This is a genomic window from Chryseobacterium scophthalmum (assembly GCF_900143185.1).
In the GTDB taxonomy this organism is placed as follows: domain Bacteria; phylum Bacteroidota; class Bacteroidia; order Flavobacteriales; family Weeksellaceae; genus Chryseobacterium; species Chryseobacterium scophthalmum.
Window position 1 is genome coordinate 1,621,881 of sequence record NZ_FSRQ01000001.1, and the last position, 22,889, is coordinate 1,644,769.

At 33.8% G+C, this 22,889-nt stretch carries 14 protein-coding genes; 6 read left to right on the top strand and 8 right to left on the bottom strand.

The window, feature by feature from the left end; genetic code table 11:
- Both BUR17_RS07340 and BUR17_RS07345 read left to right on the top strand, forming a co-directional pair.
- On the top strand, positions 1-1,158 hold the full coding sequence (locus BUR17_RS07340) for an HlyD family secretion protein (protein ID WP_074229658.1): 1,158 nt from the start codon (positions 1-3) through the stop codon (positions 1,156-1,158).
- 1 nt (position 1,159) lies between these two features.
- Positions 1,160-2,560 (top strand): TolC family protein, encoded by a 1,401-nt coding sequence (locus BUR17_RS07345; RefSeq protein ID WP_074229659.1) that lies wholly within the window; start codon positions 1,160-1,162, stop codon positions 2,558-2,560.
- Positions 2,561-2,884: 324 nt separating this feature from the next.
- Here BUR17_RS07345 and BUR17_RS07350 read toward each other — a convergent pair whose 3' ends face one another.
- The 8 genes from BUR17_RS07350 to BUR17_RS07385 form a co-directional block, all read right to left on the bottom strand.
- Entirely contained in the window at positions 2,885-3,730 is an 846-nt protein-coding gene (locus tag BUR17_RS07350) for an SH3 domain-containing protein (protein WP_074229660.1), read from the bottom strand.
- 57 nt (positions 3,731-3,787) lie between these two features.
- Positions 3,788-4,615 (bottom strand): 50S ribosomal protein L11 methyltransferase, encoded by an 828-nt coding sequence (prmA, locus tag BUR17_RS07355; protein ID WP_074229661.1) that lies wholly within the window; start codon positions 4,613-4,615, stop codon positions 3,788-3,790.
- A 284-nt stretch (positions 4,616-4,899) separates the two neighbouring features.
- Positions 4,900-5,613 (bottom strand): 3-ketoacyl-ACP reductase, encoded by a 714-nt coding sequence (locus BUR17_RS07360; RefSeq protein ID WP_074229662.1) that lies wholly within the window; start codon positions 5,611-5,613, stop codon positions 4,900-4,902.
- 164 nt (positions 5,614-5,777) lie between these two features.
- A complete protein-coding gene (locus BUR17_RS07365) occupies positions 5,778-7,361 on the bottom strand; it encodes a calcineurin-like phosphoesterase C-terminal domain-containing protein (RefSeq protein ID WP_074229663.1) in 1,584 nt (527 codons plus the stop codon).
- A gap of 19 nt (positions 7,362-7,380) precedes the next feature.
- The gene (locus BUR17_RS07370; protein WP_074229664.1) at positions 7,381-8,832 is read right to left on the bottom strand and encodes a SusD/RagB family nutrient-binding outer membrane lipoprotein; all 1,452 of its coding nucleotides are present in this window, start codon (positions 8,830-8,832) and stop codon (positions 7,381-7,383) included.
- 9 nt (positions 8,833-8,841) lie between these two features.
- Complete coding sequence (locus BUR17_RS07375; RefSeq protein ID WP_074229665.1) at positions 8,842-11,820, bottom strand: SusC/RagA family TonB-linked outer membrane protein; 2,979 nt, start codon at positions 11,818-11,820, stop codon at positions 8,842-8,844.
- A gap of 457 nt (positions 11,821-12,277) precedes the next feature.
- Positions 12,278-13,024 (bottom strand): glycerophosphodiester phosphodiesterase family protein, encoded by a 747-nt coding sequence (locus BUR17_RS07380; protein ID WP_074229666.1) that lies wholly within the window; start codon positions 13,022-13,024, stop codon positions 12,278-12,280.
- Between the two features lie 68 nt (positions 13,025-13,092).
- On the bottom strand, positions 13,093-16,194 hold the full coding sequence (locus tag BUR17_RS07385) for a TonB-dependent receptor (RefSeq protein WP_074229667.1): 3,102 nt from the start codon (positions 16,192-16,194) through the stop codon (positions 13,093-13,095).
- A 240-nt stretch (positions 16,195-16,434) separates the two neighbouring features.
- Between BUR17_RS07385 and ligA the strand changes: the two genes are divergently transcribed.
- From ligA to BUR17_RS07405, 4 genes are all read left to right on the top strand, one after another.
- Complete coding sequence (gene ligA, locus BUR17_RS07390; RefSeq protein WP_074229668.1) at positions 16,435-18,438, top strand: NAD-dependent DNA ligase LigA; 2,004 nt, start codon at positions 16,435-16,437, stop codon at positions 18,436-18,438.
- A 172-nt stretch (positions 18,439-18,610) separates the two neighbouring features.
- Complete coding sequence (locus BUR17_RS07395) at positions 18,611-21,073, top strand: DUF7619 domain-containing protein (RefSeq protein ID WP_074229669.1); 2,463 nt, start codon at positions 18,611-18,613, stop codon at positions 21,071-21,073.
- Positions 21,074-21,162: 89 nt separating this feature from the next.
- Entirely contained in the window at positions 21,163-21,807 is a 645-nt protein-coding gene (locus BUR17_RS07400) for an MgtC/SapB family protein (protein WP_084550447.1), read from the top strand.
- A gap of 272 nt (positions 21,808-22,079) precedes the next feature.
- The gene (locus BUR17_RS07405; protein WP_074229670.1) at positions 22,080-22,661 is read left to right on the top strand and encodes a Crp/Fnr family transcriptional regulator; all 582 of its coding nucleotides are present in this window, start codon (positions 22,080-22,082) and stop codon (positions 22,659-22,661) included.
- The last annotated feature ends 228 nt before the right edge of the window (positions 22,662-22,889 follow it).

Genomic DNA, 22,889 nt, shown 5'->3' on the forward strand with positions numbered 1-22,889 from the left:
ATGTTAGAATTACTCATCGGAATATATGCCGGAATTTGCTGGCTTCTCATTAAAAAATTAAAATTAATTCCTTGGAATTTCAATACGCAGGTTGTTGTCTATTCCTTACCAATTTTCGGGTCTATTGCTCTTATTTTGAGTCTGAATTACTTCTGCCCTATTACATCGGATGTAAAAGTAGGTAACCGAAGCGTAGATATTACGACTCAAACTTTAGGGAGAGTAAAAAAGGTATATGTAAAAACCAATCAGGAAGTTAAAAAAGGAGATACGTTATTCACTATTGACCCTTTGCCTTATCAGCAAGAAATAAAATCTTTGGAAGCGCAATTGAGCAATATGAAATCTACCGTTTCATCTTACAATTCAGATATTGATGCTTCTCGTAAAAATATTTTGAGTTTACAATCTCAATTGGATTTAAGCAACAAGAGAATAAAGCAATATCAGGAATTGGTAAATGCAGGTGCAGCCAATAAATTTGATTTGGAACAGGCAATGTCAACTTCACAGGATCTGCAATCAAGAATCAGTGCAGCACAGGCTCAGAAATCATCTTTAGAAACCAAATACAACTCTAATTACAAGGGAGAAAACGCTTCACTTTCGGAAATCAAAGCCAAATTAGAACAAGCAAAATGGAATCTTTCTCAAACTGTTGTTTTAGCGCCAACAGACGGCTTTATACCCAACGTACAGCTGAACGAAGGAGCAATCATCGCACCGTTTAAATCTGCTTTTGTTTTAATTCAAAAACAGCAGTCTATCATTGCATTCTTTTCTCAAAATGAATTGGAAGCCGTAAAAAATGGCGATGAAGTAGAACTTGCTTTAAAAACCTCACCCGGAAAAGTGGTAAAAGCAAAACTGGAATATGTAATCGATGCAACAAGCCAGGGTATTATGAATAATGCAGGAGGAATGTTTGGTGGCAACGGAACAACAGCAGGAATTCCGGATACCGCAAGACAATTGCCCGAAACAGACGGAAAATTGATTGCAAAATTTGTTTTAGATGAAAAAGAAAAACCATTAACAGTCGGTGCGCGAGGTACAGCAGTTATTTATTCTGACAACATTAAACCTTTACATTTAATCAGAAAAGTGATGGTGAGAGTGAACAGTAAAGTCAATTACTTAATTCTAAAACTTCATTAAAATGGTAAAGAAAATAAGTATTGTAAGCGTTCTGTTACTAACTTTAACCTCTTGTATTGGCTATAAAAATGCAACACCTGAAAAAATAGAAGCTTTAAAAAACACCAGTGAAATAAAGGCAAACATCGAAATCCCTGATAAATGGATTCAAGATAAAGAAACAGACAACCCCGATTTTTCTTATCAATGGATGAATGAGCTTATTACAACCGAGCTTGAAGTTTTGGTAAAGGAAGGACTTGCCCACAACGCAGATATCATTATCTCTAAAGAAAAGCTGAATCAAATAGAATTGTCGATGGATATTGCAGGAAGTAACCTTTACCCAAGTGTAAATGCGTTGGCAAATACCAGCAACAATCTTGTAAGCGGAACTCACATTGGAAATTTACAATTAAAAGCCAATTGGGAACTCGACCTTTGGGGAAAAAATAAATCGGCTGAAATGGTGAGCGTAAGTCAATTTTATTCGGCGGCATTTCAACAAAAAATGTTGAAACAATCGGTTGCTGCAATGATAGCCAAAGCTTACTATCTAAATATTGCAGGGCAATATCAAGAGCAAAAAATCAGTCAGTATATTGGTATGACCGAAGATTTGAAAAAGATTTATCTGGTTCAAAATAAGGTCGGAACTGCCAATGAAATTGATCTATCCAACATCGAAAGTGAAATTATTTTGCTGAATTCTTATCTTGAAAAAGTAAAAAATGCCAATTCACAATCTCGAAGAAGTTTAGAAATGCTTTGCGGAAGATATCCGGAAGGTTTATTGAAAGTTAATGCAGAGTTTTCAGCTTTAAAACAAGAAATTCCAATCAATTTCCCTTTAAGTCTTTTAGAAAAAAGGTCTGATATTATGGCGCAACAATTTCAGATAGAAGCCAGTTTTTATGAAGTTCAGGAAGCAAAAGCGGCAAGATTGCCTTCCATCAACATCAGTGCAGCTTTTGGTGCGGCAGAAACCAATGTAGGGGCTATCAGCAATCTTTTTTCCAATCCTTTGATAAAAGTTGGCGGCGGATTGACAACCCCAATTTTCAACGGAGGAAAACTGAAAAAGAATGTTGAAGTAAAAACTTCAAAGCAAAAACAAGTGATAGAAGAATATGCAAAATCAGTGCTTTTGGCCTATAATGAAGTAGAATCTGCATTAGCTAATCTCAGTTCTATTGAAAAGCAAAATGTTTTTCAGAAACAGGCAATTTCTTCACTGGAAAGGAATGTTGATTTAACGAAAAAACAAATAAAAATCGGCAGCAATAATAGTTTTATATTACTCCAAAAGCAGAGAGACCTTATAAAAAAAGAGATGAACATCATCGACCTCGACCTGCAACAACGCATCGAGAGAATTAATCTTTACATGGCTTTAGGAGCCAATGGTCTTGAACATTTTTAGAAATATTGGTCTCAGTGGCTTTTCAGAAAAGAAAAGCAGACTTGGGACCTTTTTTATATTTTCAATTTTAGTACATGCTATTTTTTAACCGCAAAAGAAACAAAAGATTTTTTGATGGTAAAAGTGATTCAAAAGTTAGCAAAATTAATACTAAATTGATACTGTACCTTTTGCATTCTTTTGAAATTTTCCTTTTTCAATCATTTCTTTTGTAGCTTTTGCGGTTAAAATTAAATATTATTTTTTGTCATGTACTCAAATATTCAGTTTAGATAAAATAAAAACCACTGCAAAATACAGTGGTTTTCAAATTTATAATTAAGATTATTTCAATCGATAAGAATCACCATTCCAGAGATAGGTTTTTGAGGCGTTTTTCTTCTTTTCACGCTCTTTCTCATCTTTTTCCATCTCTTCCATTTTAAAAATAAAAGCATCAGGAATTCCGCCTTTATCATTAGGAAAAACAAATTGTTCGCTGTGGTAATAAACATCTGCATCACCTACGTTCATCAATTGAGGAAGCGCAATCATTTTTTTATCTTTCACCAAAACATATTGGTCATAACTTGCAATTCCACAAGCTTCACCAGAAACCATGGCTTTTAAAGTAAATTCTACATTTTTCAGCTTATGATTGCTCTCAATATTGAACGTTCCGTAACTCAGACTTTCGGCTGAACCGGTATCGAAAGAAACCTCATCAATCAATGTATTTCCTTCAACCATTTTAATGGCAGCAATATTTTGCTTGATCACAATCTCAGGATATTCCTTGTCTTTTTTATTAATGGTTTTCGTTAAACCAAAAAGAAAATCATATCCGTTTTTAGTTCTGTAACCTACACAAAGATTTCCGCCCCAAACGTAGCCTTCTGATGTTTTATCACCTTTCTGGTAAGATATTTTGTACCAATTGGCTCTTCTTTCGCCTAATTTCAAAATCGTTTCATCTTGTTTAAGGATCAAAATCTGCTGATTCGTTTGTAAGGAATCCAAAATTTGGGCATTCACATTTGGTGACTGCCTGATTCTCGTAAAATCGGTAAAAATTTTCTGCGTTTTATTTTCTTCAAAATGGAAAACTCCGTTTGCATATTCGTAATCTTCTTCCTGTGCTGAGAAAAACTGAATAATGCATAAAAATAAAACGGTGATGAATGATTTCATATTAATTAGATTGAAGTTGAGGTTAAGCTTGAAATTAAAATATTATAATAACAGATTTTACTTTTCAAGCAATAAGCTTACCCATTCTTCACGCTGTAATTTCTTTTTCAGTTCTAAATTATTTTCTTTACAAACTTCCAAAATATCATCAACATCGAAGAAACACAAACCTGAAAGTAATAATTTCCCACCTTCATTTAATACAGAAACGTAAGTTGGAATATCTGAGATCAAAATATTTCTGTTGATATTCGCTAAAATAATATCGTAATTTTCTTTTCCTAAATTATCTGCAGTTCCCAATTCTATATCCAATTCCACACCGTTTCTTACAGCATTTTCTTTTGAATTTTCAACTGACCATTCATCAATATCAATGGCTTTTGTATCTCCGGCTCCGATTTGTTTTGCGTAAATCGCCAAAACTGAAGTTCCGCAACCCATATCCAAAACTTTCTTGTCTTTAAAATCGATATCCATCATTTGCTGGATCATCAAATGCGTTGTTGGGTGATGACCTGTTCCGAAAGACATTTTAGGCTGAATGATAATTTCGTGCATTCCTTCTACAGATTCATGAAATTCTGCTCTGATCAATACTTTATCATCGATATTAATCGGTTCAAAATTCTTTTCCCACTCTTCATTCCAGTTAATATTTGGCATTTCGGTGAAAGTATATTCTATTTTCACTTCTTCATTTTGAAAAAGTGGCAATGCTTTCAGCTCTTCTTCTTTGAAAAGCTCTTTCTGAATATATCCTAAAATACCATGAATTTCTTCTGTGAAACTGTCGAAACCTATTTCGATAAGCTCGGCCATTAATATTTCGTTCCAAGGCTGAAGTGGAGAGATCTTGAAATCGAATTCTAAATAATTTTGCATGTGAGTAATTTGTTGCAAAAATAAGTATTTAAAAGTTTAAAGATGATGAGATTTACCCATGAAGATTATAATTGAAAGAAAATATATTTTGGCTAAAGCCATGTATCCTGTCAAAGCAAAAGCGGGCTAAAGCCCGCTCCTATTGATTTTATTATCTTAATGTAGAAGTTGTTATTATTTATAGCTACCAGTCTTTTTGTTTTCACAAAAATCTACCTCTTCAAGGAAGGGGAATTTTAGCATTTCTAATACTAACTTCTACTATCTAGTTTCTAACTTCTAAATTAAGGATTTGTAGAGAAAATAGAGCCATTCGCGATCAAAGCACGTCTGTTCATTTTCAAAATATCTCTTACCCATTCTGCAAAATCTTCAGGCTGAAGAACTTTATCAGGATTTCCGTCTGTTAAACCACCTTGGATAGACATATCTGAAGCAATTGTACTTGGCGTTAAAGTAATTACACGAATGTTTTGCTTTCTCCATTCTGCCATCATTGATTGAGATAAAGAAACGACGGCTGCTTTTGAAGCTGCATAAGCCGACATATTTGGTCCGCCTTTCAAACCTGCTGTAGAAGCTACATTCACAATATCACCTTCACCTTTTTCTTTTAAATATGGATAAACAGCTTTTGCTGCATAATACACTCCGAAAAGATTGGTTTTGATTACCTGCTCCCAAGTTTCTGAAGGCATCTCTTCAATAGAACCGAAATCTCCGATTCCAGCATTGTTGATTAAAATATCTACTCCGCCTAATTGCTCAACAATAGATTCTATTCCTGCTTTCACATGAATTTCATTATCGATACTAAAAACTGCATACGCTGTATTTACACCCAATCTCTGGATTTCGTCCACAGTCATTTTAAGGTTTTCTTCGTTTCTTCCTGTGATTCCTATATTCACTCCTTCATTCGCAAGAATTAAAGCGATTGCTTTTCCGAGACCTCTTCCACCACCGGTAATGATGGCGTTTTTTCCCTTTAGATTCATTATTTAAATTTTATTGGTGCAAATTTACGAAACCATTTTTTCAAACAAGTGTTTATATTTTTGATTTAATAAAAATTAATCATCAGGAAATTCTATATCAAAACAAAACCAACTTACGAATAAGCTGGTTTCTGAAAGTAATATATAAAAAGTAAAAACTGATTCTAAGGAATAAGAATTGAATTTTGAACCTCAAATTCTTCTGATGCCAAAAATTCATTTCCGTACATATCGAGCGCTTTCACCTCAACTTTGTGTTTTCCAAGAGTTAATTTATTTCCAAATCCTCCAGTCCAGATATGTTTTGACTGTTCCGGATTTGAAGGTCTTCTTCCTGGAAATATTTTATCTGTAGCATCCCATTTAAAAACCGAGTTTGCAAAGTTGGGATCGATGGTTTCGTTGTATTCCATTTCTTCCCATTTTCCGCCGTCAATTCTGTACTGCACTTTATCTTTTTTGCTTCCCATAAAGAAGTTTGCCAAAATTTTAGCCGAAGTTTTCGATGGATGAGGAATCACTTTCGGAACATACAATTGAATTTGATAATCTTCAGGTTTTCCTGCCGTTTTGTACTTTACTTTGTACTGATTATCATTAAAACTGATGAAAGAATATCCTTTTGCAGTACCATCTCTCATGGTAGAAGTCGGCAAACCGATTTCATCTGAAGTTCCAGACCACCAATCTCCGCAAGTAGTTCCTACATTATATTCGTGAAGATCTTTTGTTCCTTCCCAACCTTGAGCTTTTCCGTAAAAAATCTGTTGCTGAATATGCGTATGAGCTGACAACATCAATGCATTTGCAAATGGAGAAAGCGCATCAAACAATTTCTGACGATCTGCATTTCTAAAATTATCTTCATTATTATGATCTAAAGGAATGTGAAAAGAAACGACGATCAGTTTGTTTTTATCGACCAGTTTTAAATCATTTTCGATAAACTGAATCTGATCTTCTCTGAAACCACCCCAATATCCTTTTCCATCTCTCGGATCAGGGTAAAGAATATCGTCAAGTACGATAAAATGTACATTTCCGTAGTTGAAAGAGTAATTTGCAGGACCAAAATTAGCCTCAAAAGTTTCATCTGAAAGCTGATCTTCTTTCGCATCATAATTCATATCATGATTTCCCATCACGTTGTACCAAGGCAAACCGACTTCTTTCATCACATCGGCATAAGGTTTCTGAAGACTCAGATCATCGCCTACCAAATCTCCAAGACTGATCCCGAAAACTGCATTTTTCTTGGTTGATTTTACTTCGTTAACGATTGCTCTTTTGAAATAATCCAGCTGCTTTTCTGTGTAAGGTTGAGGATCTCCGAAAACCAAAATATCAAAGTTTTTGCTTTCGTTTTGTTTATGTAAAGCAAAATTTAATTCTTTAGGAAGTTCTCCTGTAGGTGCAGTTCCTTTATACTTAAAATCCGCAGGTGAACCTTTAGGCTTATATTGATAATAATATTGCGGTAAATTATTTTGATTTAAAGCTACCATATAACCCGATGGTTTAATGACAAAAACCGTCTGACCTTCTGTAATCGGCAAGCTGTATCTTCCGTTTTTATCGGTTAAAACAACCTGTGCTCCGTTTGAAACTGCAACATTTTCAATTCCTTTTTCACGTTTTTCTTTCTTCTGGTTTTTATTGATGTCTTCAAAAACATATCCTGAAACCGATGCCTGAGAAAATGCCATCGCTGAAATAACTAAAGACGGTATAATTAATTTAAATTTCATTTTTAATATTTTTAAAAGATTACTGATTCCACCACATTTTTGTATTGATATTGTCACCACCCATATTTTGAGAAGCCGTTACATAATTTTCATAATTCTGAACTTTTGTAACCGTTGGATAAGGCATTCTCTGAGGCATTTTTGCGTTATTCATCAAGCCTCCGTTGTTTGGTAATACAGGAAACCCAGTTCTTCTCTGCTCGTACCACTGTTGATGATCTACAAAGAATAATCCCACATATTTCTGAAGCATAATTCTTTCTAAAGTTCCGTTGTAAGCTACTTTAGGATTGGCAAAATAGTTTGCAGGCATTGTTGCTCCCCATTGTTCAAGAGTTGCTTTCACACCACTTTCGTAGAACGTTTGTGCACTTCCCGGAATAATTCCTTTTAAAGCCAATTCAGAAAGAATAAACTGAAGTTCCGCATAAGGCATTACTAAAATTTTCAACGGAGCTTTTGCTAAATTCTGATTTAAATTTGAAGGTTGATAATCGAATGTAGATCCCAATGCGTATCCAGAAGGAACTCCTTTGTAGCCAATATTTGCATTTGCAGGCGGAAGACTTTTAGCCTGAGTAAAAAACAGACTTAATCTTGGGTCATTATTGTCTACCAAAGTCTGAGTGAAAAATCCTCCTGAAGCTCTATATGCAGTAAAATCCTGCGGTCTTGCAATTGGCGGCATTAGTGGTGCAACTCCTGAAATATCTAAAGTAGCTCCATCTGCATTACTTTGAAAGATCGGATAAACTGTAGGATTATTTACAATCTCGTTGATTCTTGCATGTACATTTACTTCGCCATTCTTATTTAAAATTCTTGTTAATAGTCTTAACGAAAGAGAATTACAGAATTTTTTCCATTTTATGATTCCGGCTGTACTTGCATTTGCCTGAAAGAAAAGATCGCCTTCGCTTAAAGTTTTTGTGGTATCAAAAAGTGTATTTGCTGCTTTCAGATCATCCAAAAGAAATAAGTAGATGTCTTTCTGCTTATCATATTTTGGTCTCATGATATTTTCTTCAAGCCTTAAAGCTTCCGTCATCGGAACATCGCCAAATGCATCGGTAAGATTCGCCATAATCCATGCATTCAGAACTTTAGAAATTGCCAAATAATTATTATTGTTTTCTTTTTTTGCAGCTTCATTCAGCTCTTTTACCTGTTTCAGCCATTTGTAGCTTGTATTCCAATATCCGTTTCCGGTACTTTCGGTTAAATAATAACGACTTACTGTATTTCCTTCATTAGGAAAATCCAGAGCAACCTGCATGATATCGAATGTAAAATCATCGGCTCTGTTGTATCCGTAAGATCCCATTTCGTACTGAATCGGAACCAGAAAACTTCCTACAGAAGGCTGTTTTATTTTGCTTGTATCTGTATTGATCTCTTCAAAGCTTCTTTCGCAAGAATTCATACTAAAAACTGAAAGAGCAATTGCGGTAGATAAAAATATTTTTTTCATGGGTTGATCTTAGAATTTTAAATTAACTTGAAAACCGACAGTTCTTGCCGTTGGAAGCTGACCAATTTCAGCACCCGGAGTAATTGTAGAGTCATTAAGAGCAGCAACTTCAGGATCAAACATTGGGAACTTTGTCCACATCCAAAGGTTTTTACCAAAAACTGCTAAAGTAAGTTCAGTAAGTTTTAAAGGAGCGATTACATCTTTTGAAAATGAATAAGCAATTCTTGCATCTCTCAATTTGATGAAAGAAGTGTCGAAAGTATTGGTTTCAATATTGGCTCTTCTGTAGTAATCACCGTAATATGCGGCTAAACCAACTGCTTTTGTATTCGGACTGTAAGTTCCATCAGGATTTAAAACAACACCTTGTCCTACAATCGTTCCGCTAGGATTATCTCTTCCCATCAAAGTATTCTCAAGCTTACCTTGCTCAGACATTTTGTGATGAGTTTGAGAATATGCCATTCCGCCATACTGACCATCAAATGAGAAACTGATCTGCCAGTTTTTAATTTTAAAATCATTTTGAAAACCAGCTCTCCATTTCGGGAAAGCATTTCCTACTTTTTCTACTCGATCAGGTCTTGAAGGAAGTCCTGTAGTTGCATCATAAACTACTTGTCCATCAACGTTTCTTACTAATTTAAATCCATAAAGATCTCCCAAAGAACCGCCAACAACTGCGTTGTAATATAAAACTCCGGCTACTGTAGAAATTGTGTAATAATTATCACCTGTATATTCTTCAGGAAGTGATATTACTTTATTTCTATTCATAGACCAGTTTGCAGAAACATTCCAGCTAAAGTTTTTAGATTTTACCGGAATTGCATTTAAACTCATTTCAATACCTCTGTTTCTGATTTCTCCTGCATTAATGATACGAGTTGTATATCCCGATTCTACAGGTGTAGAAACTCCTAATATTTCATCAACTGTTGTATTTTGATACAATGTGAAATTGTAGCTTAATCTATTTTTTAAAGCGGAAAGATCCATCCCAGCTTCGATATTGGTGTTTTCCTGAGGTCTTATGTTTGGTGTTACATATGTACTTGGAGTTAACACTGACCCTACAAAGTCACTTGGAGTATAATATTTATCGATTTGATAAGGTGAACCTCCAAGACCAACCTGTGCCCAAGAAGCTCTTAATTTCCAGTAATTAAAATTCGAACTTGATAATTTAAATATATCTGAAAGAATAAAACTTGAACTTACTGAAGGATAAAAAAATGATCTATTATCTTTATTTAATGTACTGCTCCAGTCATTTCTTGCTGTAACATCTAAGAATATTAAATTATCATAATTAGCACTTACTAAACCATACACACTGTTCATTTGCTGATCGTTGGGTTTAGGAACTTTTGTAATAAGTGCTATAGCGTTATTAAGACTATAGTCTCCTACAACTTTTAAGCCTTCGGCACGGAAATCGGTCATTACATATTGGTTGTAACGAATACTTCCTCCTGCATTTGCGCTAACATTAAATTTGCCATAATCTTTTTTGAATGTAAATAATAAATCATTATTAAACTCATTATTCTTAATATACTGCTCTCTGTAGAAACCTTTCAGGTAATTGGCAGAACTGTAAGGTCTCTTCGTTGTTCTTTCTTCATCAAGCATTTCGATTCCTGACCTTAACATCAAACTGAAATTTTTGTTGAAATCATAAGTAGCAGAAATATTTCCGGTAATTAATTTCTTTTCTACCCCATTCAACATTTTGTAAGCTATTAAATAAGGATTATCAATAAAAGAACTGAATGGATGAATCTGATCTACTTCTTCTTGCCCCGGTTTCCAGATTGGTTTATACCAAGCCAAATCAACATTCGGATTCTGGAAAATCATGAAATAAGAAATCGACTGATTGTTGTATCCCGTTGCAGGAAGATTATCACTTTTTGTATTGGCGTAGTTGAATTTTGTTGAAATTCTGAATTTATCTGTTACTTTATGATCTAATGAAATTGCACCATTAAAACGGTTAAAACCTGTATTCGGCATCATCCATTTGTTATCCAAGTAAGTTAACGAGGCTCTAAAATTTGTTTTATCTGTGCTGCTTTCTACAGAAACATTATTAGAAGAAGTTACACCTGTCTCCCAAAAACCCTTAATATTATCTTCATATGGTCTCCATAATTGTCTTTCTGCACTTTGCCCTAAAAGATTAGGATCATATTGAAAGTAAGACTGTCCGTTGAACTTTGGCCCGAAAGCACTACTCGTTCCACCTGTACTTACACCGTCTGCAGATGCACCGTAAGAATAGAAAAATTCTCCTGCTGTGTTTTTAGCTAAAGTTCCCTGTCCATACTGGTACTGATAATCCGGCCATTTTAAAACAGAATCATAGCTTAAAGTAGAATTAAAAGAAACAGTAAGTTTACCGTTTTTACTTTTCCCTGACTTTGTAGTAATCATCAAGGCTCCATTAGCTGCTCTCGATCCATACAATGCTGCCGCAGAAGCACCTTTCAAAACCGTTACCGACTCAATATCATCTGGATTAATACTATTAAGACCATCACCTAAATCTACTGGTAAATCCCCGCCCGTTCCTGCACCATACGCTGCAGTTCCGGTACCGGTTGTGGAATTACTCAAAGGAACACCATCTACAACAATCAATGCATAATTTCCACCCAAACCAAATGTTTTTTCTCCTCTAAGTGTAATTCTCGCAGAACCAAGAGGTCCCGCTCCTGCAGTCTGAATTTTCAAACCGGCAACACGGCCTTCAAGACCTTGAGCCCAGTTGTTGTTCTGAATGTTTTCAAAAACCTCAGCATCTACTTTCTCGGCTACATAACCTAAGGATTTATCTTGTCTTTTGATACCCAGAGCGGTTACTACAACTTCATCGATATTTTTGATTGTGTCTTTCTTCACCTGCTGCTGAGCTGCCATATTGACGCTCACTAATCCTAACACAGATAAAAGAAGTAATTTTTGAGTCTCTTTACGCATACACTTTTTTGTTTGCGCAAAATTAGAAAGCTATGACGAGCATAGCTTTAATACGGTTTTAACATATTTTAAACAATTTCTAAACGTCATATTAATTTATGATTAACGATAATGTATAATCTTCTAGCTCACAGCGCATTAAAAGAATGAATCATTTTTAATACAAAAAGTGAGTTATTTTAGCATAACTTTATTGTCTTTTCCTGAGTAAATAAAAAAATGTTGATAGGATTTAGTTGACAGTAGGTAGGTTTAAATTCAATAGCTGTATGTTTATATTCAATTTTATGAATTGAAATTTAAAAATTAGGGTGTCGCTCCTCCGGAGCTTAAGATTGTTGACGCAATTTTACTACAAAGGTTTTGCTCTTACGGAGCAAAAAGTGAACTCATTTAAACAAAAAAAATCTGCCCCGAAAGAGACAGATTTTATATTTTAGAAGAGGTTTCTAGAACCTTATTTATTCTTCAACTGATCCGGAATATTGGTAGTAACAAATTTTACTCCTTGTTTTTTCAATTCATTATAAATTTCAATGTCATTTACCGTCCAGGAATTGGTGATTAATCCTAAAGCATTGGCTTCAGAAATCCATGTCGGGTTTTTCTGAAATACTGAATAGTGATAATCTAATCCGTCTAAACCTTCGTCTTTGATCTGTTGTGGAGAAAGTTCACCTCTCAAATACTGAACTTTAAAATCGAGAGCTATTTTTTTGATCTGCTTGCAGATATTTAAGCTAAATGAAATATATTCACATTGAGATTCAAGCTTCATTTCTTTAATCATCTTAACGGTTTTTTCAACCATTTCGTTTTCTAAAGCTTCAGTTTTTGCTGGTTTTATTTCTACAATAAGCTTTAAAGCCTTGTCTTTTTTACCCGATTTCAAATAATCTTTTAGAGTCGGATATTTTTCACCGTTTGAAAGTTTCAGTTTTGCCAGTTCTTTGAAATCGGTTTCAGAAATTTCCATTTTACCGTGATGTTCGTCGTGGTTAATGACCAAAACGCCGTCTTTAGACATCCTTACATCAAACTCAGATCCGTAAATCTTTAATTTTTGAGCATTTTGTAATGCTGTAATAGAATTTTCCGTTGTTGGAGGCTGCGTCTGAAAATAACCTCTGTGCGCAATAATTTGGGTTTGTGCATTCATAAAAACTGTCGTTAAAACTGCAAACCCTAAGATAAACTTTTTCATAATATCGATTGATCATTAAAAAATCTAAAAGCCTTTTCAGACTTTTAGATAAAATTAGTACTTATTTTTTAGAATGAATATTTTGCTCCGATCTGGATCTGATAAGGGTTCCCTGATAAAGGTGCTAAACCGCTGGTATTTTTAGCATATTCAAACTGTTTTGTAACCGGGTCGAATTTGTTTATTCTATACAAAGACATATTTCCATAAGATTTGTTTACCCCCCATTCTCTGTTAAGTAAATTGGCCAAGTTGAAAATATCAACAGAAAGTTCAAAAGCTCCAATTTTTTCAAACTTAATTTTTTTCGCTACACGTACATCCCAAACTCCGTAGAATCCGTTCTTTCCGCCGTTTCTTTCTGCAATTTGGTTATTGTAATCTGTGATGTAATTTTTTAAAGCTTTCCCAACTTCAGGATCATCAATCAAAGATTGCGTCAATTGAGGGAAAATGTATGCTAAATCATTAGTATCAACAAAGTCTCCATTAATATTCCCTCCCGAAGTTACAGAGAAACGTGTTCCTCCAATTCCTGAATATCTGATTCCTAAAGTAAATCCTGCAATTGTAGGTGAGTTTCCATATAAAACTACTTTGTTTCTGAACTGGTTGTCAGAATAAGTCATTCTCAGATTTCTGGGATCACTTTCTACCAATGTTGACAATGTTGCAGAATTCGCTACGTTTCCGTTGTAAGAAGTATTATCTTTAATATCTGACCAAGTGTAACTTGCGGTAATTTCTCCGTCTTTCCAGTAACGGTAACTTGTATCAACTACAAAAGAGAATTGATTCACTTTACCATCACTTACCAATTCAAGAACTCTTCCGAAGTTATTGTTAATTCTACTGTTTTTCCAATCCATTACACCATTTGCGGCTATTGTACCAACTGGGACAAAAACACCTCTTCCACCTTCGGCATCTAATGTGAAAAAAGGGTCTTTTCTCATATTTCTGTCATAATAGAAATAATTGTTTCTACCTAAAGCCATATAACCCGCAACTCCGGCTCTGAATCTTTCATTGAAGAAATGCGTATACGAGATATTTGCTTTGTAAACAATCGGAATTTTCGCATCTTCCCCTGTATAATTAATGGTCGGAAGCTGATATTGAGATAATGTAGGAACGGTATTGTAATCGTTTCTGTAGCTGTTGAAATCCGGAGTAAGACCAATTTGTGAAGGGTTAACATCAACCGTTGCTAAATGATTACCATCAAACACCAAATTATTGATTACCATATAATTGTTGATGTCTGAAGAGAAAATTCCAGCTCCGAATTTTAAGAAATCTTTATTTCCTTCATTCACATTCCACTCAAACTGAAATCTTGGCTGAATAACAAATGATTTAATCTGATTATCAGTTCGGATTCCCATTTCGTCAAATAATTTCTGATTAAACTGAGCTTTCGGATAACCACCGTAATCAAGCCTTAAACCAGCCATAAAATCTAATCCTTTTGCAACTTTCGTCTGAATCTGACCGTAAATACCTGCATTCCAAATACTCGACTTCACAGAAGGATCTTCTACCAAAGGAACTTCTCTGTAAAATCTGTTAGAAATAAGATTATTAAAATTAAATAGGTTATCGCCACCGTTTACCGTAGGATTTTCTCTGAAATGGAATCTTCCGTTGACCTCGCTTCCGTACACAGATCTTGCTTTTGTGTACATGAAATCTACCCCAAAAGTATATTTAATCTTATCGGTATTGTAGTACAAGTTATCTACAATCTGGATCACATTATTTTTGAAGCTTTCCTGCGCAAAACGGTGACCTCCGATCTGAATATTTGTCGCCTTGTTTCCGTCAATATTAGTGATTATATTTTCTACGATCGCTCTCGGAACAGCATGTCCCAACTGGTCACTTTGATAACTGTCCTGGAAAGTATATAAATGCTGCACTTTCAATTCGTTCGTTATATTAGGCTTTAAGTTTGATCTTAAAGTTAACAACAAACTGTTATCCATGTTTTTATCGGTTCCATAAGACTCAAATGCATTAATCGCTGTATTGTCTCCTAATCCGTTTTTATTGAGATCGTAAGTAAAATTGTTTCTTAATGTCAATAAGTTTTTATCATTAATCTGCCAGTCTAAACGTAAAAATGCGGCATCAGAATTCCTTACTTTATCAAAACTTCCAAATTGTGGAGAATTTCCAACACCGTATTTTGCTCTTGCAATATCAAGGAATTTATTAAGTGTCGCTGTTGTAGTATTTAATCTCAACTCATCTTCACGCGATTTGATATCTGCAATCTGCAAAGGTCTAGAATCTAACTGATGATCCCAAGCTGCGAAAAAATGTAGCTTATTTTTAATAATCGGTCCACCCAATGAAAACCCGAACTGAGAAGTAGAAAAATCAACATCTCTCTTGTTTCCACGAATATCATACGGACTCGAAAGCCAGTTGGTTCTCAAATATTCCCAAGCACTTCCTGAAAATTTATTGGTACCTGATTTTGTAACCGCACTCACCGTTCCACCTCCACTTCTACCCAAGGTAACATCGTACTGGTTGGTTGTGATTTTAAATTCTCTTAACGCTTCAATCGATATAGAAAAAGGCGCACCGCTTCGGCTGGTTGTAGATCCTGCAGAAGTTGGGTTTTTCGCCGTCATTCCATCAATAGTAAAGTTGGTAGAAGAACCTAACTGACCAGATAAGTTTCCGTTTTTACCGCTTAAAGGAGACAAATCTGTAAGACTGGTGAAATTTCTTCCGTTTACGGGTAAAATTCCTATATTCTTCGCTGAAATGGCAGTTGCTGCTCCTAAGTTTCCTATTTTATTTTTAAGATTTCCATTGATCACTACTTCTTCAATCGTTTTTTCACCTTCATCCAAATCAAGATTCACAGTCACCTGATCACCAAAATTCACATTGTAGCCTTCCTTTTTCTCCTCATTTACGATTACCGTATAAGGTCCTCCTAAAGGTATTTCTTTAAAAATATACTCCCCTTTAGAATTAGTTTCTGTTACTGTACGAAAACCGGTAGACTCATTCACGATGGTAACTTTCACCTTTTCCTGAACCTTCTTACCTGTAATTTTCCCCACAATAGAAGCTTGTGTTGTTTGTGCATAGGCAATAGTTCCTACTCCCAAAAACAGAAGTCCCAATAAAATCTTTGCTTTTTTCATATAATAGATTAATTGGGGACAAAGGTATAGTGACTTTGTAAGCCAGCTGTTTAAGGGTGTTTTAACATTTTTTTAATTAAATTGAAATATTATGTTAAATAAGTGTAAACGATAACATTATTCGATAGACTATCACTTCGTTAGAATAGATTACAAAGTTTTAATTTTCTCAGAATAATTAATAGTGGTATTTTTTTAAACTATTATTTACATTATTTTTGTTGAAAAGATAGAAAACCCATGTCCGAAAACATTCAGCATAAAATAGAGCAACTCCGTAAAGAACTTCATCAGCATAATGAAAATTATTATCTGTTGGATGAACCCAGTATTTCAGATTTTGAGTTTGATTTATTATTAAAAGAACTTCAGGATCTGGAAGCGCAATATCCGGAATTCCATGATGACAACTCTCCTACAATTCGTGTTGGAGGTGGTGTCACAAAAATATTCCCAACCATTCAACATCAGTTTAGAATGTATTCTTTGGATAATTCTTACGACTTTGATGATTTGGAAGACTGGGAAAAACGAATCATTAAAACCATTGATGAACCTGTAGAATTTGTTGCCGAGCTCAAATATGACGGTGCTTCAATTTCTATTCTTTATGAAAACGGAAAATTATCACAAGCGGTAACTCGTGGTGACGGTTTTCAGGGAGACGAAATCACAGCCAATGTGCGAACAATTTCAGATATTCCGTTGAAGCTAAACGGAGATTTTCCTGAAAGGTTTTTTATGCGTGGCGAAATTTATTTAACCCGAAAAAATTTCGACAAAATAAACAAACTGCGTGAAGAAGAAGGTTTAGACCCGTTTATGAACCCAAGAAACACAGCCAGTGGAAGCTTGAAAATGCAGGATAGCGGTGAAGTGAGAAAACGCAGACTTTCATCGGTTCTTTACCAATTTGTTTCGGACGAAATTCCTGCCGAAACGCATTGGGAATTGCTTCATCAGGCAAAAAACTGGGGATTTAAAATATCAGATCAGGCAAAACTCTGCAAAAATTTAGATGAAATTAAAGAGTTTATTAATTTCTGGGACACAGAAAGACATAATCTTCCTTTTGAAATTGACGGAATTGTTCTAAAAGTCAACTCAATAAAACAACAAAGACAGCTTGGTTACACCGCAAAATCTCCACGTTGGGCAATGGCTTATAAATTTAAAGCCGAGAAAGTAGAAACCGAATTACAAAGTGTTTCTTATCAAGTCGGAAGAACCGGAGCCATTACTCCTGTTGCCAACTTAAAACCTGTTTTATTGGCCGGAACTATTGTAAAAAGAGCTTCTCTTCATAATGAAGACATCATCAAAAAATTGGATCTTCACGAAAAAGATTTTGTTTTTGTAGAAAAAGGTGGCGAAATTATTCCTAAAATTGTTGGTGTAAATACAGAAAAAAGAACATCTGAAAGCAAAGAAATTGAATATATCAAAAATTGCCCAGAATGTGGAACTGAGCTTGTAAAAGTAGAAGATCAGGCCATTCATTTTTGTCCGAACGATTTACATTGTCCGCCTCAAGTCGTGGGAAGAATGATTCATTATGTTTCTAGAAAGGCTTTGAATATCGATAATTTGGGAAGTGAGACCATCGAACAGCTTTACAAAGAAAAACTGGTTGAAAATCCTGCAGATTTTTATGCTTTAACAAAAGAACAGCTTCTTCCATTGGAAAGAATGGCTGAAAAATCGGCGCAAAATATCATCACCGGAATTGAAAGATCAAAAGAGATTGCTTTTGAAAAAGTTTTATACGGAATCGGAATTAAGCATATCGGAGAAACTGTTGCTAAAAAATTAGTCAAAAACTTCAACACGATTGACGATTTAAAAAATGCAACTGCAGAAGAATTGTGTCAGGTAGAAGATATCGGGATGAAAATCGCTGTAAGTATTGTTGATTTCTTTAATAATTCTGAAAACGTTTTAATGCTTGAAAGATTAAAATCTTACGGCGTACAGTTGGAAAAAGGTGAAAATACGAACGAAGTTTTATCGAATGCTTTGGAAGGAAAAACTTTCTTATTTACAGGAAAACTCTCACTTTTCACCAGAGAATCAGCTGAAGAAATGGTAGAAAAGCACAACGGAAAAAACATTTCTGCAGTTTCTAAAAACCTGAATTATTTGGTTGTTGGTGAAAAAGCAGGAAGCAAACTGAAGAAAGCCCAAGACATTGGTACGATCACAATTCTTGATGAACAGCAGTTTTTGGATCTGATTGAGAAATAATCTAATTCATTTAAAAATTAAATAAAGACTGTTTTTTTAGGCAGTCTTTTTTTTCTTAGAAGTTTAAGACTTCTCTCACTTTCACCAAAGCTTTTTCTTTCAGTAATTATTAACCCAGATTTTCAAAATCCACATAGTTTTTATTATATTTGACATTTAAAAACCAAATTTCATGAAAAAAAAATACTTTTTCTTCCTCCTTTTTATATTTTCTTTATTTAATGCGCAGATTGTAAATATCCCTGATGCGAATTTTAAGGCGACACTCCTTGCAGCAGATGTAACAAACAGTATTGCCAGTACAAGTTCAGGAAATTTTAATATTAAGATTGACACAAATAATAATGGCGAAATAGAGGTGTCTGAAGCTCAACAAGTTGGCAAATTAAGGTTATATGGAGGAGGATTATCAAATCTTACTGGTATAGAATCTTTTTCAAATTTAGAAAGTCTAGATATATCTGGTAATAATATGACATCTATAAATCTAAATTCTAATTTGAATTTGAGTGAATTAAAAATTGGTGGAAATAATCAATTAAATTCTCTTAATATTACTAATTGCAATCTTTTAAAAGATGTTCGTTTATATTCAATAGGGATTACATCATTAGATTTACAAAACAGACCATATTTAAAATTTTTATCTTTAGGAGGTATTCCTCTGACAAGTTTAAATATTACCAATTGTCCAATGATTTATGAATTAGGTATTGATAACAGTCAACTTGTAACATTAAATGCTTCTAACCTACAAAATGTTTTTAACTTTTCGGTGCAAAATAATTCGTTACTTTCAAATATTGATTTTACAAATTCTAATATGGAAATTATACAGATTAGAAACAACAATTTATCAAATATCAATATTCAAAACCAGTCTAATCTTCGTGTTTTAGATTTTGGTCTTAATGATGTGACAAATTTAACAGCGACAGGATGCCCACAGCTGACAACACTTATTTGTGACAATAACTTATTAACAAGTTTGAATCTTTCAAATTATCCGCTCTTATACAGATTAAACTGTTCCGATAATAATATCAGCACATTGGATCTTTCACAAAATCCATTATTTGAAAATCTAAGTTCAAATGGAAATGGAATGAGCTTTCTTAATATAAAAAATGGTAAAATACAGCAAACTAATATAAGTTCTATTTACAACAATCCGAGTTTAGTGGTTTGCTGTGATACTGATGAGCTGGCAATATTTCAAAATTTAGTTAATAGCAGTGCTACTCTTTATTCAAATTATCAAATTACTTCATATTGCACATTTACTCCTGGGGGAACTTTTTATACAGTACAAGGAAACACTAAATTTGACAGCAACAATAATGGTTGTGATGCAAACGACTTGAATAAATCTTACCAAAAATTCAACATTACCAATGGAAGCAATTTTGGAAGTGTTATTGCAAATCTTTCAGGAAATTATTCAATTCCGGTAAATACGGGTTCTCATACCATCACTCCTATTCTGGAAAATCCATCTTACTTTAATATCTCTCCAACGAGTTTTATCGCAAATTTCCCTGCACAAACAAGTCCTTTAACCCAAAATTTCTGCCTAACAGCAAACGGAAATCACAATGATCTTGAAGTTGTAATCCTACCAATAACTCCAGCTTCACCAGGTTTTGATGCTAAGTACAAAATTGTCTATAAGAATATAGGAACAACAACGCAATCTGGAACTTTAGTATTTAACTATAATGATAATCTGATGAATTTTGTGAACGCTACACTTTCTCCAAATTCACAAACTACCGGAGTTTTAAACTGGAATTTCACCAATCTTCTTCCATTTGAGACTAAAGAAATTACATTAACTTTTAATTTAAATACTCCTACACAAACTCCTGCATTAAACGGCGGGGATGTTGTTCATTATACTGCACAAATTAACGGAACGACTGATGAAACTCCTACGGATAACACATTTACATTAAATCAAACCGTTGTAAATTCTTTTGATCCAAACGACAAAACATGTTTGGAGGGAACTGCAATTACTCAAGCAAAAGTTGGAGATTACGTACATTATTTAATTCGTTTTGAAAATACCGGAACAGCAAATGCTCAAAACATTGTTGTAAAAGATGAAATTGATATTTCAAAATACGATGTATCTAGTTTGGTTGCACTTAATGCAAGTCACAATTTCGTAACGAGAATTACAGGAAATGTTGTAGAATTTATTTTTGAAAACATTCAACTTCCTTTTGATAATGCTACAAATGACGGGTATATTTCATTTAAAATCAAAACAAAATCCAATTTAGCATTAGGCGACAGTTTCAGCAATTTGGCAAAAATTTACTTTGATTACAATCATCCGATTATTACAAACACTTATACCACTACGGTTCAGAACGTATTAAGTACTTCAGAAATCAGCAATGATAAAACTGAACTTAGTATTTATCCGAATCCGGTGAAAGATGTTTTAAACATCCAATCGAAAAATCAAATTGTAAAAGCTGAGATCTACGATGTAAACGGAAGAATTTTGATCTCTACTTCTTTAAAAGGTAATTCTATACATGTTTCTGAACTTTCAAAAGGTAACTACATTATTAAATTATTCTCAAAAGATAAGACGACAGTACATAAATTTATTAAGAATTAATTTTAAAAAAATACTCATTAAAGACTGTCTTTTAGGCAGTCTTTTTGTTTGATATTTTATTGTAATTTTATTTCATTAAACTATAAAAAATGGACTTTCTAAGAGACCACTCCATTCAAAACGAATTGCTTTTGATTTTCATTTCCGTATTTCTCGGTCTTTGCATCGGCGCAGAAAGAGAATACAGAAACAAATCTGCAGGACTAAGAACTTTTATATTGGTTTGTTTCGGGTCTTGCCTTTTCACCATTCTTTCTATTAAAATCGGGGTATCAAATCCCGATCGATTGGCTGCAAACATTATTACCGGGATCGGTTTTTTGGGAGCGGGAGTTATTTTTAAAGGCGACAATAAAATCGACGGAATTACTACTGCTACAACAATTTGGGCAACTGCATCCATCGGAATGGCAGTCGGTGCAGGATATGTTTATTTATCACTTTTAGGAACTGTTTTGGTTTTGTTAATTTTGAGTTCACTCACTTATTTTCAAACGTATATTGATCATACCCACAAAATCCGGGAATATAAAATTGCAGTTTCCAACAGAGAAAATCTTGATTATTGTGAAGAACTTTTTAAAACGAATCATTTAAAATTTGTCGTCGTAAAACAGCAGTTTTCAAAAGGGTCATCCAATACAACATGGCTTCTTACCGGAAAAAACAATCATCATGAAAATTTGATTCAGATGATGATGAATGATGAGAAAATTGATTCTTTTCAGTTTTAAAGCTATTCTTAAATCCCAAAATTTCAATTAAAAAATCAAATTTTATTGAATAATTCACACCCTAAAAATTTAAACAAACAAAGAGATCTTCTGCCTGATTTTTTCATGTAAATTCTAATCCTGATTTATATTTTTAATTCAATTTATTTTTACAGCGTTTTTCAAAATTCAAAGCTATAAAGTATCACTATTTAACTTCGGGTAAAACTAAGGTTTAACGAAAATTAAATATTACTTTTACAATACGAAAAACTAATATCCATAAGGATTTCATGGAAAAACTGCTGAATATTTACAATAGTATAGAAGGCCTTTCTCACGAAGAAGCTTTGTATCACGTCAACAAATTTGAGAAGATTGTTTTACCAAAAAAAACAATGATTTTAAGGGAAGGAACTGTAGAAGATTATCTGTATTTTATTGATAAGGGAATTATCCGTTTTTTTGTGAATAAAGTACATCCTACCGAGCCGTCAAAAGAAATTACATTTTCTTTGATTTCAGAAAATATGTTCTGTAGCGCTTACGATTCTTTTATTACTAGAAATCCTTGTGCTTATAACGTAGAAACGGTACAGGAAACCGTGATGTACAGAATTCATTTTGATGATCTTCAGGAGCTTTACGAAAGAAGTAAAGTCGGAAATTATTTGGGAAGAATTTCTGCCGAAAATCTATATGTACGAAAAACTCAGCGTGAAATTTCATTACTCATGCACAGTGCAGAAGAACGTTACAATAATTTGTTAAAGGCATATCCGCATTTTATAAGAGAAATTCCTTTGAAACATATTGCATCTTACATCGGAATAACTCCACAAGCTTTAAGCCGTATCAGAAAACAACTTTTATGAACCTATGTTCATTTTTTATTCAATATTTTTTGATTTATTTTGCAAACGAAAGCAAAACACAAACGATGTTTTTTTTGTTTTCAAAACTCGAAAAACATGAAGACTATATATATTGAAAAGTTTTTTCCGAATATGATTCGAAAAAATATTTAACTAAAAAAAATAATCCGAAAGACCCTTCCTAAATTTTATTTTTAGGAAGGGTTTTTCTTTTCTTAAAAAAATTAA